At 67.2% G+C, this 17044-nt stretch carries 18 protein-coding genes; 11 read left to right on the forward strand and 7 right to left on the reverse strand.

Annotated features, from left to right (window positions below; genetic code table 11):
• Positions 1 to 9 precede the first annotated feature (9 nt).
• The gene (locus ACFQEV_RS15790) at positions 10 to 2460 is read left to right on the forward strand and encodes a DUF2298 domain-containing protein (RefSeq protein ID WP_379698063.1); all 2451 of its coding nucleotides are present in this window, start codon (positions 10 to 12) and stop codon (positions 2458 to 2460) included.
• A gap of 32 nt (positions 2461 to 2492) precedes the next feature.
• Here the strand turns inward: ACFQEV_RS15790 and ACFQEV_RS15795 are convergent, their stop codons facing one another.
• Complete coding sequence (locus ACFQEV_RS15795) at positions 2493 to 2750, reverse strand: HAH_0734 family protein (RefSeq protein ID WP_379698065.1); 258 nt, start codon at positions 2748 to 2750, stop codon at positions 2493 to 2495.
• Between the two features lie 174 nt (positions 2751 to 2924).
• Between ACFQEV_RS15795 and ACFQEV_RS15800 the strand changes: the two genes are divergently transcribed.
• The 5 genes from ACFQEV_RS15800 to ACFQEV_RS15820 are packed head-to-tail and all read left to right on the forward strand — an operon-like array spanning position 2925 to position 5164.
• Complete coding sequence (locus tag ACFQEV_RS15800; RefSeq protein WP_379698067.1) at positions 2925 to 3206, forward strand: 50S ribosomal protein L44e; 282 nt, start codon at positions 2925 to 2927, stop codon at positions 3204 to 3206.
• Between the two features lie 3 nt (positions 3207 to 3209).
• Positions 3210 to 3395, forward strand: coding sequence for a 30S ribosomal protein S27e (locus tag ACFQEV_RS15805; protein WP_379698069.1), 186 nt, complete (start codon positions 3210 to 3212; stop codon positions 3393 to 3395).
• Between the two features lie 24 nt (positions 3396 to 3419).
• Positions 3420 to 4217 (forward strand): translation initiation factor IF-2 subunit alpha, encoded by a 798-nt coding sequence (locus ACFQEV_RS15810; RefSeq protein ID WP_379698072.1) that lies wholly within the window; start codon positions 3420 to 3422, stop codon positions 4215 to 4217.
• Between the two features lies 1 nt (position 4218).
• Positions 4219 to 4398: an RNA-protein complex protein Nop10 gene (locus ACFQEV_RS15815; RefSeq protein ID WP_379698075.1), complete on the forward strand. Its 180-nt coding sequence runs from the start codon at positions 4219 to 4221 to the stop codon at positions 4396 to 4398.
• A gap of 7 nt (positions 4399 to 4405) precedes the next feature.
• Positions 4406 to 5164 (forward strand): proteasome assembly chaperone family protein, encoded by a 759-nt coding sequence (locus tag ACFQEV_RS15820; protein WP_379698077.1) that lies wholly within the window; start codon positions 4406 to 4408, stop codon positions 5162 to 5164.
• A gap of 371 nt (positions 5165 to 5535) precedes the next feature.
• Here ACFQEV_RS15820 and ACFQEV_RS15825 read toward each other — a convergent pair whose 3' ends face one another.
• From ACFQEV_RS15825 to ACFQEV_RS19940, 3 genes are all read right to left on the reverse strand, one after another.
• On the reverse strand, positions 5536 to 5907 hold the full coding sequence (locus ACFQEV_RS15825) for a DUF7344 domain-containing protein (protein ID WP_379698079.1): 372 nt from the start codon (positions 5905 to 5907) through the stop codon (positions 5536 to 5538).
• A gap of 73 nt (positions 5908 to 5980) precedes the next feature.
• Positions 5981 to 6880 (reverse strand): PhzF family phenazine biosynthesis protein, encoded by a 900-nt coding sequence (locus ACFQEV_RS15830; protein WP_379698082.1) that lies wholly within the window; start codon positions 6878 to 6880, stop codon positions 5981 to 5983.
• A 66-nt stretch (positions 6881 to 6946) separates the two neighbouring features.
• Positions 6947 to 7114, reverse strand: coding sequence for a DUF7563 family protein (locus ACFQEV_RS19940; RefSeq protein WP_464391782.1), 168 nt, complete (start codon positions 7112 to 7114; stop codon positions 6947 to 6949).
• Between the two features lie 169 nt (positions 7115 to 7283).
• Here ACFQEV_RS19940 and ACFQEV_RS15835 point away from each other — a divergent pair, with 169 nt between their 5' ends.
• The 5 genes from ACFQEV_RS15835 (at position 7284) to ACFQEV_RS15855 (ending at position 11945) form a co-directional block, all read left to right on the forward strand.
• Complete coding sequence (locus ACFQEV_RS15835) at positions 7284 to 7991, forward strand: phosphoribosyltransferase (protein WP_379698085.1); 708 nt, start codon at positions 7284 to 7286, stop codon at positions 7989 to 7991.
• Between the two features lie 7 nt (positions 7992 to 7998).
• Positions 7999 to 8637, forward strand: coding sequence for an HD domain-containing protein (locus ACFQEV_RS15840; RefSeq protein WP_379698088.1), 639 nt, complete (start codon positions 7999 to 8001; stop codon positions 8635 to 8637).
• A gap of 81 nt (positions 8638 to 8718) precedes the next feature.
• A complete protein-coding gene (locus ACFQEV_RS15845; RefSeq protein ID WP_379698090.1) occupies positions 8719 to 9672 on the forward strand; it encodes an AEC family transporter in 954 nt (317 codons plus the stop codon).
• Between the two features lie 104 nt (positions 9673 to 9776).
• Positions 9777 to 10637, forward strand: a complete 861-nt coding sequence (mtnP, locus tag ACFQEV_RS15850) for an S-methyl-5'-thioadenosine phosphorylase (protein WP_379698092.1) — start codon at positions 9777 to 9779, stop codon at positions 10635 to 10637.
• A gap of 84 nt (positions 10638 to 10721) precedes the next feature.
• Entirely contained in the window at positions 10722 to 11945 is a 1224-nt protein-coding gene (locus ACFQEV_RS15855) for an ABC transporter substrate-binding protein (protein ID WP_379698095.1), read from the forward strand.
• A gap of 22 nt (positions 11946 to 11967) precedes the next feature.
• Here the strand turns inward: ACFQEV_RS15855 and ACFQEV_RS15860 are convergent, their stop codons facing one another.
• From ACFQEV_RS15860 to ACFQEV_RS15870, 3 genes are read right to left on the reverse strand one after another with little or no spacing between them, the layout of a single operon-like run.
• A complete protein-coding gene (locus ACFQEV_RS15860; RefSeq protein ID WP_379698098.1) occupies positions 11968 to 12873 on the reverse strand; it encodes a segregation/condensation protein A in 906 nt (301 codons plus the stop codon).
• Complete coding sequence (gene smc / locus ACFQEV_RS15865; protein WP_379698100.1) at positions 12866 to 16510, reverse strand: chromosome segregation protein SMC; 3645 nt, start codon at positions 16508 to 16510, stop codon at positions 12866 to 12868. The genes ACFQEV_RS15860 and smc overlap by 8 nt, the downstream gene beginning before the upstream one ends.
• A gap of 29 nt (positions 16511 to 16539) precedes the next feature.
• Positions 16540 to 16986, reverse strand: coding sequence for a DUF7518 family protein (locus ACFQEV_RS15870; RefSeq protein WP_379698103.1), 447 nt, complete (start codon positions 16984 to 16986; stop codon positions 16540 to 16542).
• Positions 16987 to 17044 lie beyond the last annotated feature (58 nt).

The raw sequence follows: 17044 nt of genomic DNA on the forward strand, positions 1-17044 counted from the left end.
TAGAACGCGATGGAGTACGCCCTCGTCATCCGCTGGTTGGTCCTCTACGCCGTACTGTTCGCGGCGGGACTGCCACTCGCCGCCCGCCTCCTCCCCGACGCCGCGGGGCGAGGGGCCGGACTCGCTCTCCCCGCCGCCCTCCTCGTACTGACGGTGCCCGCCTACTGGGTCGGTCAGATCTCGTTCGGTCCGATAGCCCTCGCCGCGGGCGTCGTCGCCCTCCTCGTCGCCGCCGCCCTCGCGGCGTTCGACGCCGACGCCCTCCGCGACGGGCGCGCGGATCTCGCCGTCGATATCGACGTCAGGGCCGCGGGAGACGCCTTCGCCGTGTTCACCGCGGCGTTCCTCTTCGTCGTCGCGATCAGGGCGTTCGACCCCGCGGTGTTCCCCGCCGGCGGCGAGAAGTTCCTCGACTTCGGCCTCCTGAAGACGCTCGAACGCTCCTCGACGCTCCCGCCGGAGGACTTCTGGTTCGCGGGCGAACCGGTGAAGTACTACTACGGCGGCCACCTGATGACCACGCTCCTCTCGTGGCTCAGCGGGACGGAACCGCGCTTCGCGTACAACCTCGCCCTCGCGGGGTTCTACGGCGCAGTCGTCACCGCCGCTTTCGAACTCGCCGGCGCGATCGGCGCGGAACGCGGCGTCCCCCGTCGAATCGCCGGCCTGTTCGCGGCGTTCTTCGTCGGGTTCGCGAGCAACCTCGTCACGATGGGTCGCTTCGCGCTCCTGGCGTTGCCGGATGATCTCCAACGGACCGCCGCCGAGTTGATCGCAGAGCAGACCGAGTACGCGGTGTCCGACGTCCTCGCGGGCGCGGGGTCGTTCTCCTACTGGAGCGCGAGCCGCGTCATCCCGGGGACGATCAACGAGTTCCCCCTGTTCGCGTGGTTGAACGGCGACCTGCACGCGCACATGACGGGGACGCCGTTTCTCCTCCTCGCGGCCGCCGTCGGGTTCGCGTACTACCGGACGCCCGACGCGAACCGCCGCCGGCGGCGCGCGCTCGTCTTCGGTGCGGTGCCCCTCGTCGCGTCGTGGCAGGCCGTCCACAACACGTGGAGTTTCCCGAGCGTCCTCGGTCTGGCGTGGTTGGCCGTCGCCTTCGCCCCCGCCGCGCCGTGGTCGCTCCTCCCGGGCGTGGGGGCGGTCGGTCGCCGCGCCGCGTCTCGCTCTCGACTCGCCGCGGAGGCGACGCGCGTCGCGTCGGCGTTCGTCGCCGTCGGCGTCGCCGCCGTCGTCGCCGTCGCCCTCGCGTCGCCGTTCCTCTTCGGCGCGGCAACGGGCGCGGGCGGACGCTCGATCGAACTCCTCGGCCCGGAGATGCGGAGCGGGTTCGGCGGGTTGCTGTTCGTCCACGGCGCGTTCATCGCCGCCTTCGGCGCGTACCTCCTCGCGCGCCTCCGCGTCGAACGGCCGGCGTACGTCGTCGGCGCACTCGCCGCCGCCGCGTTCGTCGCCCTCGAAATCGGCTTCGCCGCCCTCGCGGTGGTCGTCCCCCTCCTCGTCTTCGGGTGGGTCGCCCTGCGGACCGACCGCCCCGTCGGGTACGAGACGGTCCTGATAGTCGGCGGGGCGGGCATCGTCACGCTCGTCGAACTCGTCTACGTGAGCGAACAGGCCGGGCCGGGGCGCATGAACACCGTGTTCAAGACGTACATGCAGGTGTGGATGCTCTGGGCGACGGCGATGGGCGTCGTCCTCCCGTCGCTGGTTCGGGGCGTCCCGGCTTCGGCGTCCGACGCCGCGAGCGACGTCGCCGAACGGAGTTCGGCGGCCCGTGAGACAGCGTCCCGCGACGTACGGTCGCGGGCGGGATCCGTCGCCACCGACGGCGGGCGCGTCCCGTGGCGGCGGTTCGCCGCCGCCGCGTTCGTCGTCGCCCTCGTCGCCTCCACGTCCGTCTACGGCGTGATGGCCCTCGGTAACCACTTCCAGCAGGGGCCGCCCGGCGGGACGACGCTGGACGCGACGCAGTTCGTCGAGACGTACCACCCCGAACAGGCGGCGGCCATCGACTGGCTCGATAAACGGGAGGGGACGCCCACGCTGTTGGAAGCGCCGGGGACGCACTACTACCCCGGCGGGAACGACGGGCGGACGAGGGTGATGTACAACTGGAACGCCAGCGCCGCGTCGTCGCTCACCGGCGTCCCCTCCGTCGCGGGGTGGGCGCACGAAGTCGGCTACCGCGGCGACGAGGTGTACTACGACCGCGTCCGCGACGTGGACGCGATGTTCACGGGCGACGCGGAGACCCGCGCGGACCTGTTCCGCGAGTACGACGTGCGGTACATCTGGGTCGGACCGAGCGAGAGACACCGCTACGGCGACGTTTCCTTCGAGATGGAGGGCGTGACGGTGGCCCACCGGTCGGGCTCCGTCACGATATACGAGGTTCACCCCGACCGGCTACCGGGCGCGTCCGGCGGGTCGGCGACCGAGAACGAGTCCGCGTGAGCGTCGCGGTCGGGGGCGGGAGCGACCGAAAGTTAGGCGCCGCGCTTCGAGATGACGTCTACGGCCTCGGCGTCTACGGCGTTGACGTCGAGGAAGTGGGGGACGTACTCGCGGCGGTCGAACGTCTCTCTTTCCTCCTCCGTGCCGACGGTGCACCACAACTGGACGCGGTCCGGACCGTGCCAGTCGCCCTGTCGGTCGATGGAGAAGCAGACCACTTCCTCACCGTCCACTTCGATGATCGCGTTGCGCCGGATGCCGGGATCGCCGCGGATGATGAGCTTCTTCATACGGCGACGTTTTGCCCAGTCGGGGCTTAACGGCTTCGGAGATGGCTCGCCGCCGTCGCGGTCGTCGCCGCGGGCGAGAGGCGTGCCATTCGGCCCCACGGAACCGTCCGGGGACCGACGCGAACCAAACGGGTTTTAACGGGCCATGCCGAACTTCGCGTAAGGTCGATATCTATGCAGATGCCACGCCGGTTCAACACGTACTGTCCCCACTGTAAAGCGCACGAGGAACACGAAGTCGAGAAGGTCCGCTCGGGCCGTCAGACCGGGATGAAGTGGGCCGCCCGTCAGGAGAAGCGCGGCGAGTCCACCATCGGGAACGCGGGGAAGTTCTCGAAGGTGCCCGGTGGCGACAAGCCGACGAAGAAGACGCACCTGAAGTACATCTGCTCCGAGTGTGGGAAGGCCCACATGCGGAAGGGATGGCGCGCAGGCCGTCTGGAGTTCCAGGAGTAAACGATGGCCGGAAACTACTATCTCGTCCAGTGCACCGACTGCGACAACGAACAGGTCGTCTTCGGTAAGGCATCGTCCGTCGTCAACTGCGCCGTCTGCGGCACCACGCTCGCCACCCCGACCGGCGGGAAGGCCGACATCCGCGGCGAAGTTGTCGACACCGTCGAACGTCGCACGACCGAGGCGTAAGCTCCCCTCCGGAGGTATTTACATATGAAGTACAGCGGCTGGCCCGACAAAGGCGAACTCGTCGTGGGAAAAGTCGACGAAATCGCCGACTTCGGGGTCTTCATCGACCTCGAAGAGTACGAGAACAAGCGCGGCCTCACCCACATCAGCGAGGTCGCCAGCGGCTGGATCAAGAACGTCCGCGACCACGTACGCGAGGGACAGACGGTGGTCGCGAAGGTGCTCGACGTCGACACAGGCTCTCAGCAGATAGACCTCTCTATCAAGGACGTCAACGAGCACCAGCGCAAAGAGAAGATCCAGGAGTGGAAAAACGAGCAGAAGGCGGACAAGTGGATGAGCATCGCCTTCGGCGAGGACGTCTCCGACGAGCAGTACAGCTCCGTCGCGAACGCCCTGCTCGCGGAGTACGAGACCCTGTACGACGGCTTCGAACAGGCGGCCATCCACGGCGCCGAAGCGCTCGAAGACGTCGATTTGGACGACGAGGAAGTCGAGGCGATAGTGGAGACGGCCCGTCAGAACGTCTCCGTCCCGTACGTCAACGTCACGGGGTACGTCGACCTTCGGTGTCCCGCCGGCGACGGCGTCGACGACATCAAGGAGGCGCTGAAAGCCGCCGAGGGGGAGGACATCCCCGAGGAGATAGAGCTCTCCGTCACGTACGTCGGGTCGCCCGAGTACCGAATCAAGGTGCGCGCGCCCGACTACAAGACGGCGGAGACGGCGCTCGAAGACGCCGCCGCGCGGGCGGCGGACTCCATCGAGGCGTCCGGCGGAACCGCGGAGTTCCACCGCGAACGCAACGAAGACGACGAGTAGGATGAAGTCGGACATCCGGGTCTGCGGCGCGTGGCGCACTCGTCACGACCGCCCGGTGTACACGCTTTCTGCGGCCTGTCCCGACTGCGGCGCCGACACCGAAAACAGCGCGCCCGCGCCGTTCAACCCCGAAGACCCCTACGGAGAGTACCGACGGTCCTTTAAGCGAAGCGACCGGTAACACGGCTATGAACGAAATCGAAGTCGAGACGGTGGCGGACCCGGAACTCCGGGACCCCGTCCTCGTCGAAGGGCTTCCCGGGGTGGGGCACGTCGGCAAGCTCGCCGTCGAACATCTTCTCGAAGAGTTAGACAGCGAGCTCGTCCGCCGCGTGTACGCCGACGAGTTCCCGCCGCAGGTGTCTATCGACGACGACGGCGTCGCCGAACTGGCGAACGCGGAGTTCTACGCCGTCGACGCGGGTGACCGCGATCTCCTCGTTCTGACGGGCGACCACCAAGCGCAGTCGAACTCGGGACATTACCACCTCACCGACGCGTTCCTCGACGTCGCCGAGGAGTTCGGCGTCGAACGCGGGTTCGCCCTCGGCGGCGTGCCGACGGGCGAACTGGTGGACGACCCCGCCGTCCTCGGGGCGGTGACCCGCGAGGACGCGATAGCGCGACTGGAGGACGCGGGCGTGGAGTTCCGCGAGGACGAACCCGCGGGCGGAATCGTCGGCGTCAGCGGTCTGCTCCTCGGCCTCGGCGAACGGCGGGGACTCGACGTCGCCTGCCTCATGGGCGAGACCAGCGGCTACCTCGTGGACCCCACGAGCGCGCAGGCCGTCCTCGAAGTACTGGAGGAGGCCGCCGGCTTCGAGGTGGGGTACGACTCGCTGGAGGAACGCGCCGAGGAGATGAAGGAAGTCGTCGGGAAGATCCAGGAGATGCAGAACCAACAGCAGGGGATGCCGACCGACGACGACCTGCGGTACATCGGCTGAATCGTCGGTCGGTACCCGTCGAACGGGTCCGCGGCGCGAACCGTCACTCCGGGCGACCACTTCGACTTTTATCCCATCCGAGTCCTCGCAGTAGAGCGCGTAGTAGCCGCCGGCGAAGGGATGGCGGTCCTCGTACGACACGGTCGCGTCCGCGCGTTCTCTGACGCCCGCCGTGAGCGAATCGACCTGTTCGCGCGAGACGGCGTGGAACGCGAGACGGCGTGAACGCGAGGTAGTTCAGACCGGGGGTCCGGCGGTCGAAGGACTCGGGGTCGGCGTGGTCGTCCATGGAAGGGGTGCAGGCGTGAACGCAAAAGAGCGCTCGGTCGGCGAACGCGGGCAGACGGGTTCGAGGGGACCGACGGTCCCGTTCAGTCCGCCCGTTCGAACTGCTGTGCGAGTTCGAGGCCCTGTTCGACCACCTCGGGTTCGACCGCGAGGCGAACCTCCTCGTCGTCGCTCTCGACGAGTCCCGCGCGTTCGAGCCCGGGGATGTGGACGTGGGTGAGCTCTATCTTCGCGTCCGTGGGCGACGCCGGTCGCTCGGGGATACCGCCGTCGGCCAGTTCTTCCCGTCCGTCCTCGGAAACGAGCGCCGCGACCAACGTCTCGACGCTGGCCCGCGGCGCTTCGTCTTCGTCCGACGACGACCGCTCGCAGAGCGTAGAGAGGACGATTCGTCGAGAGACGTCCGCGAAAGCGGCGAACCTATCGTCGACGCGGGGGTCAGAGCCGCAGTTCATATAGGTTCCTTGAACTGTATGCGACATAAGTATCACCCCGGTAATCAGACGATGCAAACGAGAGGCTGAAAGTTCAAGCGACCACGATGTCGTCGTCGTCCGAGGGCGGGACGGCGAGCGTCCCGTCGAGGGCGGTGACCCCTCGTCCGCCGACGCGAACCCGTTCGCCCGCCCGGACGCGAATCCGGCCCGGCCTATCGACGAAGTGGCCCTGTTCGAAGACCATCTCCTCAGGCGTCTCGTCGAACGCGTTCGCCTGTCGGAGGTAGGCCCCGCACGCGCCGGCGGCGGTGCCGGTGGCCGGGTCCTCGGGGACGCCGATGCCGGGCGCGAACGCGCGGGCGTGAAGCGTCGCGTCGCCGTCGAGGACGTCGAAGGTGAACGCGTAGACGCCCGCGGCGTCGTACTCGGCGGCGAGTTCCTCGACGGCGGCGAAGTCCGGGTCGGCGTTGCCGAGGTGTTCGAGGAAGTTGACCGGGACGACGAGGAAGGGGAGGCCCGTGGAGGCGACGGCGACGGGCGCGTCCTGTCCGATGTCGCGGAGGGCCTCGGGGTCGATGCCGAGGGCCGCGCCGAGGCGTTCGTACTCGACGTCGACCGGTTCGACGCGCGCGGCGTTCTGCGTCATCCAGACGGTTCCGTCCGACTCGACTTCGACGTCGAGGGCGCCGACGTTCGTCTCGACGGTGTGGTCGCCGGCGTCGATAGCGCCCTCCTCGAACAGGTGGGCGTGGGCGGCGATGGTCGCGTGGCCGCAGAGGTCCACCTCCTGCGTCGGGGAGAAGTACCGGAGGCGTCGGTCCGCCGTCCCCGAGGGGAGGACGAACGCCGTCTCGCTAACCGCGAGTTCCCGGGCGACGGCGCGCATCTGCGACTCTGTCAGGTCCGACCCCTCGGGGACGACGCCGGCGGCGTTGCCCGATAGCGGTTCGTCGGCGAAGGCGTCCACGAGGAGGGTTCGACGCGTCTGCATGCAGGGGTCAAGGAACCTCCCTCTCATCAATCCCGGCGGTCGGACGGCGAGATGGAGGCGGCCGGCCTACGGGGAAGGCGGTCCGGCCGAGGGGGCCGGACTCGACGCCTTCCCCGCCTGCAGGTCCGCAGTGGTCGCACACGACGGACAACCGAACACGCGGCCGTCCTCGTCGCCGAACACTCTCACGAAATCCGGACTCACGAACTCGTCGCAGTTGTTGCAGGTGTGCATGGCGATCTATTCGGTAAGTTAACACATACCACGGTAGTATAAGAGTATCGATGGGATGGGCGGTCCGACGTCGAACGGCGAATCTCCGTGCGCTAGCGTACCGAACCCGCGGCCAGACGGACACGTTAAAGGGGGACACCCGCCCTGTACGAACTGGTGAACGAAGTCCATGGGCGACCTCCCCGACGAGTTTAACTGCACCATCACGAACTGGGAGTACATCTACGGTCTCTGCCGGGACGTGAGCGACGCCGTGAAGGCGTCCGAGTTCGAACCGGACGTCATCGTCGCGTTGGCGCGCGGCGGGTGGTTCGCGGGGCGGTGCATCTGCGATTTCCTCGGGATGGACGACCTGACGAGCCTGAAGATGGAACACTACGTGGGGACGGCCCAGAAGTCGGGCGAACCCGAAGTCCGGTACCCGATGCCGGAGGGCAGCGTCGAGGGCAAAGACGTGCTCATCATCGACGACATCGCCGACACCGGGGGGTCCATCCACCACGCCTACGAGTACGTGACCGACCGCAACGCGGGCGAGGTTCGGACCGCGACGCTCCAACTCCTGCAGACGAGCGAGTTCGATCCCGACTTCGTCGGCGAACGCCTCGAAGAGTGGGCGTGGGTCGTCTACCCGTGGAACTTCATCGAGGACATGATAGACCTCGTCTCCGGCGTCATGGAGAAGGCCGACGAGGAGACGTTCGAGGTCGAGGACGTCCGACACTACCTCTCCGAGTACCACAACGTGGACCGAATCGAGATGGAGATAGCCCAACCGAACCGGATGGGCGAAGTCATGAGCGAGATGGAACGCCGCGGGTACGTCGAGACGGCGGACGACGGCGCGTGGCGACTCCTCGAAGACGACGACGCCTGAGGAACCCGTGTCTCCGACGGACCGCGAGTCGGATCTGGACGCCCTCCTCGAAACGTACGGCCTGAAGGACGAACGCCGCACCGGGTGGCAACTCCGCGACGTCTCCGACCCCGAGTCCGTCGCCGCCCACTCGTGGGGCGTCGCCCACCTCTGTCTCTGCTTCGCCGACCGCGCCGAGGGCGTAGACCCCGACAGAGCGGTGCGTCTGGCTGTCCTCCACGACGCTGCGGAGGCCCGCACCGGCGACGCGGCGACGCGCGCGGACCCCGAGGCGGAGACGCCCGACCCCGAGGAGAAGGAACGCCGCGAACGCGCGGCGATAGCCGACCTCCTCGGCCCGTTCTCGGCTGACCTCCGCGACGCGTGGGAGGAGTACGAGGCGCGGGAGACGGAGACGGCCCGGTTCGTCAAGGACATGGACCTGTTGGACATGTGCCTGCAGGCGGTCGTCTACGAGAGGGATGGGCGGTACGACCCCGACGCCGAGAACCCGCACTTCGGGGCGTACGACCGGTTAGACGAGTTCTTCGCCACGGCGGAGCCGAGACTGCGGACCTCACTCGGGCGCGACCTGTTCGAGGCGGTTCGCGCGCGGTACGAGGCGGCGAAAGCCGAGCGAGACGAAGCGGACGGCGAACGGTCCTGAACCGTCTCGCGAGCGTCCGCTGACGCGGTAAGCCGCGCCGTCTCCGAAGCGTTTGAAGGGGCGGCGGGAGTCGGTTCCGGCGTGGCACTCCTCTCTATCTTCGCGACGGCGATTCTCCCCATCGTCACCGTGGGCGCGGTCGGGTTCGTCCTCGGGCGCGCGACGGACGTCGAGACGGACTCCATGAACACCGTCGTCGTCTACGTCCTCGCGCCGGCACTCGTCTTCCACAGCCTCGCCACCACCTCCCTCGCGCGTTCGACGCTCGTCGAAGTCGCCGTCGCCGTGACCGCCTACCACCTCGTGATGATTCTGCTCGCGGAGGGCGCGGGCCGCCTGTTCGGCGAACGCGACCCGCTTCTCAGCGCACTCGTCCTCGTCGCGGCGTTCCCGAACTCCGGTAACTACGGCATCCCCGTCTCGAACTTCGCGTTCGGGGCGACGGGCCGTTCGACGGCCGTGCTCTTCCTGTCGGTGCAGAGCGTCCTCATCTACACGCTCGGCGTCTACATCGCCTCCCGCGGCGGCGGAAACAGCGGGCTCGAAGGCGTGAAGCGCGTGTTCAAGATACCGCTCGTCTACGCCGTCGTCGCCGCCTTGCTGGCGCGGTGGGCGGGCGTCGTCCCCCCGGCGGGGTCGACGGCGATGGAGACGCTGAAACTCGTCGGCGACTCCTCGATTCCGCTGATGTTGCTCATCCTCGGCGTCCAACTGGCGAAGACGGACGTGGGGTCGACGCTCTCGGAAGTCGGCGTCGTGACGGTGCTGAAGATGGCCGCCGCGCCGGCGGTGGGCGTCGCCATCGCCCTCGTCGTCGGGTTCGCCGACCCGACCGTCGGTCGGACGTTCGTCTTGGAGTGCGCCATGCCCGCCGCGGTGACGCCCCTCATCCTCGTCGGCGAGTTCGCGGAGGGCGACGTGTCGGGCGTCCCCGTCGCCGAGTTCGTCTCCACCGCCGTCTTCGTGACGACGCTGGTCAGCGTTCCGACGCTGACGCTCACCATCGCACTGCTCGAATCGGGCGTCCTCCTGTAGTCGCCCGTCCTCCGGTCCCCGTTCGTCGCCGCCCCGCCGCGCGCCGCCCTCCCGAACCCGTCGGAACTCGCCACGGTTTTGTTCCGACCGCCCGACGTTCGGGTATGACCATCGGATTCATCGGCGGCAGCGGTATCTACGAGGCCCTGCCCCTGCAGGAGACGCGCGAAGTCGACGTCGAGACGCCCTACGGCGACCCCTCCGCGCCCGCCGTCGTCGGCGAGTTCGGCGACACCGGCCGCGAGATCGTCTTCCTCCCGCGGCACGGCCCGGACCACCAGCACTCGCCGACGACGCTCCCGTACCGCGCGAACATCTACGCCCTGAAGGAACTGGGCGTGACCCACGTCATCGCCAGCAACGCCGTCGGCAGTCTGCGCGAGGACCTGCCGCCGCAGACCCTCGTGATCCCCGACCAGATATACGACCGGACGAAGCACCGCGACCTGACGTTCTTCGACGAGGGCGTCGTCGTCCACCAACCGTTCGCCGAACCGTACTGCCCGGAACTCGCCGACGTGATAGCCGACGCGGCGGAGGAGGCGGCGGACGCCGACGTGGTTCGCGGCGGGACGTACGTCTGCATCGAGGGGCCGCAGTACTCCACACGCGCCGAGAGCGAGTTCTACCGCGAACAGGGGTGGGACGTCATCGGGATGACGACCATCCCGGAGGCGAAACTCGCCCGCGAGGCGGAGATGTCCTACGCGACGGTGACGGGCGTCACCGACTACGACGTCTGGAAAGAGGACTCCGAGGTGACCCTCGAAGAGGTGTTGGAGAACGCCGCCGCCAACGAGACGGCCATCAAAGAGACGGTGGAGGCGGCCATCCGCGCCCTCCCCGAGGACCACGAGTGCGACTGCCACTCCTCGCTGGAGGGGACGATAAACACGCCCGACGACGCCATCTCCGAGGAGACGAAGGCGGACTTAGACCCCCTCATCGGCGAGTACGTCGACTAACGGTCGCCGGGGGCGTTCGGCGCGACGCGTCCGTTTAGGCAAACCAAAAGTAATTTAGCCCCGTTTAGGGTTGCCTAAAACGACATGACCGACGCGCCTACGCGACGGACGTATCTGCGCCGAACCGCCGCGCTCGCCGGTGCCGGCCTCGTGGCCGGGTGTACGGGCGATGGGACCGGCGACTCGACGGACGCGCCCGAGACGGGCGGGGGCGGTTCGGCGACGGAGACGAGCGAATCGACCGCCGGGGGGAGCGAGGGGTCGCACTCGGCGTCGATGAAGCCGATGGGGACCGTCGAGTTCGACGGCGTCCCCGAACGCGTCTTCACCGTCTTCCCGCAGTACGCCGACATGGCCGTCGCCCTCGGGCACGGGGAGAAGGTCAACTCGGTGTACGTCCCGGAGATGTCCGGGACGACGATGAACCACTACTACCACCACTTAGACGGCGTCTCCTTCGAGTGGAAGGGGCTGTCGGACCCCCTGAGCGAGGGACTGCGCAAGGAACTGCTCTTCGAACTCGACAGCGACGTTCACCTCGCGGACCCGGCGTGGGCGTCGACGCAGGACAACTGGGACTCCGGCGACGTCGAGGAGGTGTCCTCCCAAGTCGCCCCGTGGTTCGGTAACTTCTACAGCGGAACGCGGGCGGCCCCGCCCGAGGGGTACGACTACGAGTACTACACGCTCTGGGATCTGTTCGGCAACGTCGCCGACGTGTTCCAGGAACGGAAGCGGTACGAGGCGCTGGCGTCCGTCCACGAGGAACTCGTCTCCTCGATTCGGGAGTCGCTCCCGCCGAAGGAGGAGCGTCCGACGGCCGTCCGCGTCACCCTCGCGGCGGAGAGCGACACGTTCTACACGTATCACCTGAACAAGCCCGGCTACTGGCTGGCCGACACCCGGCCCCTCGGCGCGAACGACGCGTTCGCAGAGAAGGACTGGGGAAGCCTCTGGGGGACGGTGGACTACGAGACGATGCTGGAGGCGGATCCGGACGTCATCCTCCACCTCTGGGGGATGACGCCCAACTACAACATGGAGGACACGCTGGCGTCGCTTCGGGACCACCCCGTCGGGAGCAAACTGACCGCTGTGAAGAACGACTGGGTGTACCCCGCCGGGATGCGCTATCAGGGCCCCATCATGAACCTGTTCCAGATAGAGATGGGCGCGAAGCAACTGTACCCCGACGTCTTCGGCGAGTGGCCCGGGTACGCGAACGGCGAACCCTACCCGGACGTGCCCGCGGAGGAACAGTTGTTCGACCGGCAACGCGTCGCCGACGTGATCAACGGCGACTTCTAAGGCGCGGGCCGGAGCGGAGCACTCAGTCCGCTATCGCTTCGACCGGTTCGTCCTCGTCCTCGTCGCCGCCGCCCGCGGCGTCCTCCTCTTCTACGGCGTCGGGGTCCTGCACCCACAGGTCGCCGAACAGGTCGTCCTGTTGGAGGCGCACCGTCCCCCGGTGCGAGAGGAACAGAAGCGAGAGGTACGTCGTCACGGGCGTCTCCGTGGCCGCCCGAATCTCGCGGAAAAGCACCTCAGCGCGGCCGTTGGCGTACTGTTCGCGCAGCGCCGCCTCCACCTCGCGGATGGAGGACTCGATGTCCTCGGTGTGGGCGGTGTCGGTGACGTCCGCCGCCGACGGTTCGTCGTCGTCGCGGAAGTCGTCGGCGCTTCGGTAATCGAGCGTCTGCGTGCCGCGCTGGTAGCCCCGCGGGGAGTTCGAGGTGTCGTACTCGCGGCGGCGCTTCCACCACGACCCGCGTTCGGCGTCGCGGAGTTCGCGGACGAGTTCGTCCAGCGTCTCCGGCGACCCGCGGGCGTGCTTCCGGTCGAGGCGGCGGTCCATCTCCTCCTCTAAGGCGTCCACCGGGTCGAATCCGGGTGCGTCGCCCTCGTCGCCGCCGGCCATCGGGCCGTCGGGGCCCTCCAGCGCCGCCTCCCACGGTTCGAGTTCCTCCTCCGGTTCCTCGTCGGGTTCGAGCAGCGCGTCGCTCTTCATCCGCAGGAGGACCGCGGCGTAGAACAGCGCTCGCCCGGACGTTCGGAGGTCCGTCGAGTCGAGGCGGTCGAGGAACGCGTCGGTCACGTCCACCACGTCGATGTCCCACGGGTCTATCTCGCCCTCTTCGGCGAGTTGGACCAGCAATTCGACGGGTTCGACCTTTTCCGCGTCCTCGTCGGGAGCCTCGACGCCCTCGGGCATCACTTCGTCGCGCGGGTCAGTCATCCGCCGGAACCTCCTGTTCGGCGTCGGTTCCGTCACCGTCGCCGTCGCCGCCGTCACCGCCGTCGTCGTCGCCGCCGTCGCCGTCACCGAGTTGGATGCCGGTGACGGCGCTGACGTTGTCGCCCTGCATCGTCACGCCGATGGCGCGTTCGGAGCGTTCCAACAGCGCCGAGCGGTGCGAGACGACGACGAACTGCGCCCGTCCCGCCAAGTCGTCCACCATCTGGCCGACCCGTTCGGCGTTGGCGGCGTCGAGGAACGCGTCGACCTCGTCCAGCGCGTAGAACGGCGCGGGGTTGTGTCGCTGGATGGCGAAGATGAACGCGAGCGCAGTCAGCGACTTCTCGCCGCCGGACATGGCGTTGAGGCGCTGGATGGGCTTGTCGCCCGGTTGCGCCTTCATCGTCAGGCCGTCCTCGAACGGGTCCTCGGGGTTTTCGAGGTGGAGTTCGCCCGTCCCGTCGGAGAGGCGCTCGAATATCTCGGTGAAGTTCTCGTTGATGGCGTCGAACGCCTCCATGAACGTCGCCTTCTTCTGGGACTCGAAGCGGTCGATGCGCTCCTCGATGGCGTCTCGTTCCTCGACGAGCACGTCGCGGCGCTCCTGCAGGTCTTCGAGGTCCGACTTCACGTCGTCGTACTCGTCGATGGCGAGCATGTTCACCGGTTCGAGCGCCTCCATCTTCGCCGTCAGGCGCTCGATGTTCGACTCCACCTCGTCGTGGTCGGGAATCTCCTCGGGGTCGTACTCGCCGACCTCAGCCGCGAGTTCGTCTATCTCCCACTCCAGACGCTCGGCGCTCTCGCGCAGGTTCCGGAGGGCGGACTCGACGCGTTCGACCTTCTCCTTCTGCTCGTCGCGTTCGGACTTGGCCTCGCGGAGTTCGTCCTGCAGTTCGCGGCGGTCCTCCTTCAGTTCGGCCAGTTCCTCTTCGAGCTCCTCGACGGCTTCGCGCTTCTCTTCGAGGACGGACTCCTGCGCTTCGATTTCGGACTCCTTCTCCGCGATGACCTCCCGCGCGTCGGCCTTCTTCTCTTGGGCCGTCTCGACCGTCTCGTTGAGGTCCTCGATGGCGTCCTCGGCGTACTCCTTCTCTAGTTGGAGCTCGTTCAGGCGGCCGTCCAACTCGTCCATCCGGTCTTCGAGGTCGGAGATGTCGGCGCGGATCTCGTCGGCCTGCGAGGTGAGCTCCGGAATTTTCGAGTCGGCGAGCTCGGCTTCGAGGTCGTCTATCTCGGCTCGGACCTCCTCCATCTCCGACTCGCGTTCGTCTATCTCCCCGTCGAGCTCCCGCATCTCCTCGTCCACGGACTCGCGCTCCTCGCGGAGCTCTTCGAGTCGGTCTTGGAGGCTCTCGATCTCGGATTCGGCCTCCTCGACCTCGGACTCGGCCCGTTCGATGTCGGCCTCGACCGAGCGAACCCGGTCGTTCGCGTCGGCCAGCTTCTCGCGGGCGTCGTCGATGTCGTTCTCCACGTCGCGGAGCTCCGCTTGGAGTTTCTGCCGGTCGTCTTCGAGCGAGGAGATCTCCTCGGCGAGGCGTTCGAGGCGGCCCTTCCCGGACTTCGAGAAGGAGTACCGCGACCCGCCGCCGGACCCGCCGGTCATCGCGCCGGAACGCTCGACCAAGTCGCCGTCGAGCGTCACCATGCGGAAGTCGCCCATCAGCTCCCGCGCCGTCTGCATGTCCTCGACGACGAGCGTCGAACCGAGGACGTACGAGAAGATGGGTTCGTACTGCGCGTCGTACTCCACGAGGTTGCGCGCGAAGTCCACGACGCCCGGGTTGTTCGGCTTCCGTGGCAGTCCCCGGTCGTCCATCTTCGTGATGGGCAGGAACGTCGCGCGACCGGCGTTTCGGGACTTGAGGTAGTCGATGCACGACGACCCGACGCCGTCGTCGTCCACGACGACGTGCGCGAGGCGGCCGCCCGCCGCGGTTTCACAGGCCGTGGCGTACTCGCCGGTGACGGACCCCAGCTGGCCGACGGTGCCGTGGACGCCGGAGAGGCCGGCGTTCAGTATCGTCGTCACCGACCGCGGCCACGAGTTGTCGCCGTCGCGTCCGGCTTTCGTCTCCAGCTCGGCGTACTGCGACTGCTTGCGTTGCAGTTCGTCGGCCACCTCGCCGAGTTCGTCCTTGACGTCCGCCCGTTCCTCTTTCAGGTCGTCGACGACGCCGCGAATCTTCTCGCGGTTCTTCTCGGCCTTGTCGAGCTCCGAGTGGAGGTCGGAGAGTTTCGCCTTCAGGTCGGGCAGTCGCTCCTCGACCTCCTCTACCTTTCGTTGGGTCTCGGTTATCTCGTTGGAGCGACGGCGCGTGTCGTCCAGCAGTCGATCCTTCTCTCGCTGGAGGTCGTTCTTCGCCGTCTTCAACTCCTCCAGCCGCGACTTCCGGTCTTCGAGTTCCGCCTTGAGTTCGTCGTACTCGGTGTCGACGCTCGCTATCTCGGCTTTCACCTCGGCGAGTTCCGTCTCCTTCGACTGTACGTCGGATTTGACCGACGCCTTCTCGACTTTGACAGAGCGGATGTCGCCTTCCAGGTCGTCTATCTTCTCCTGCTTGCGGTCGAGTTCGACGAACGCCTTGCGGCGCTCGTTCTCGGCGTCATCGATGCGCTCCTCGGCGTTCTCGATGGCCGTCTCCAGGCGGGTTATCTCGCCTTTGACCTCCTCTATCTCGGATTTGATGCGGAGCTGTTCGTCTTCGCCCTTCCGCTCTATCTCCCGGGTGAGGTCGTCGAGTTCCTCCTCCAGACGGGTGACGCGACCCTGCCGTTGGTCGAGTTCCTCCCGGAGGTCTTCGAGGTTCGCCTCCTTCTTCTCGGCGCGGTTCGTCGTCCGTTCGAGGTCGGCGCGCTTGTCTTCGAGTTCGGCGGCCTTCAGGTAGCCCTCGTACTCCTCTCTCTCGTCGCGGAGCGACTTGTACTCTAACGCCGTCTCGCGTTCGTCTTCGAGTTGGTCGAGGCGCGTCTCCTTCTCCTCAATGCGGAGGTCGGCCTCGTCGATTCGCTCTTCGACGGCCTCCAGTTCCCCGAAGGCGTCCTCCTTCTTCGCGTCGAACTCGGCGACGCCCGCTATCTCGTCGATGATGCCCCGCCGTTGGTAGGCGGTCATGTTGATAATCTCGGTCACGTCGCCCTGCATGACGACGTTGTACCCCTCGGGGGTGATGCCCGCCTGCGAGAGGAGGTCCTGGATATCAGAGAGGTTGCAGGACCGACCGTTGAGGTAGTAGTACGAGTAGTAGTTGTCGTCCGTCTCCTTGACGCGTCGCTTGACGCGTATCTCGGAGGCGTCGCCGACGTTGTCGCTCCCGGCGGCGTTGACTATCTGCGACCGGTCAAGTTTGCCGTCGGAGTTGTCGAGGACGACGGTGACGCTGGCCTCTCTGGGGCCGGACGACTCGCCGTCGCTGCCGTCGGCGTGACCGGGGTTGTAGATGAGGTCGGTCAGTTTTTCGGCCCTGATACCTCGCGTCCGCGCGAGGCCGAGGGCGAACAGAACGCCGTCTATGATGTTCGACTTGCCGGAGCCGTTCGGACCGGTGACTACCGTGAAGTCCTCGTAGAACGGGATTCGGGTCTTCCGCCCGAAACTCTTGAAACCGTCAAGGACGAGCTCTTTGATGTGCATGGGTTGCTCGCGAGGGACGGAGCACCCGGTTACGCGACGATGATGTCCGAATCGTCGGTGGTGTCCGCCTCGTCTTCACTCTGGCCCTCGTCCGACTTATCCTCGTCGTCTGCGGCGTCGTCGATGTCGAACTCCTGGGAGTCGGCGTCGATGAAGTCGGCGTCGGTCCCCGGATTATCCGACGTCTCCGACCGCGATTCCGTCTGGGCGGGCGACTCGCCCGGTTTCGCCTTCGCCTTCGACTGAGACTGAGACCGCGACTGCTGGTTCGACTCCGCCGCCGGTTCGGCGTCGGCCGACCCGTCGGACGGCGACCCGTGACCGACCGGGCGCGTGCCCGTGCTCAGGTCCACTTCCACTTGGTCCTCGAGCAGTCGAACGCGCTCTTTCGTCTCCACCAACTCCTCCGTCAGGCCGTTGACGGCGGCCTGCAGTTCCGCAACCTTCGATTCGAGTTCCTCCACCCTGTTACTCATGTGTGCATACCCCGTCGGAGGTCACATAAACGTACGTCAGACACGTAGACGCAACTTG

This window comes from Halopelagius fulvigenes (assembly GCF_042662625.1).
Taxonomy (GTDB): Archaea; Halobacteriota; Halobacteria; order Halobacteriales; family Haloferacaceae; genus Halopelagius; species Halopelagius fulvigenes.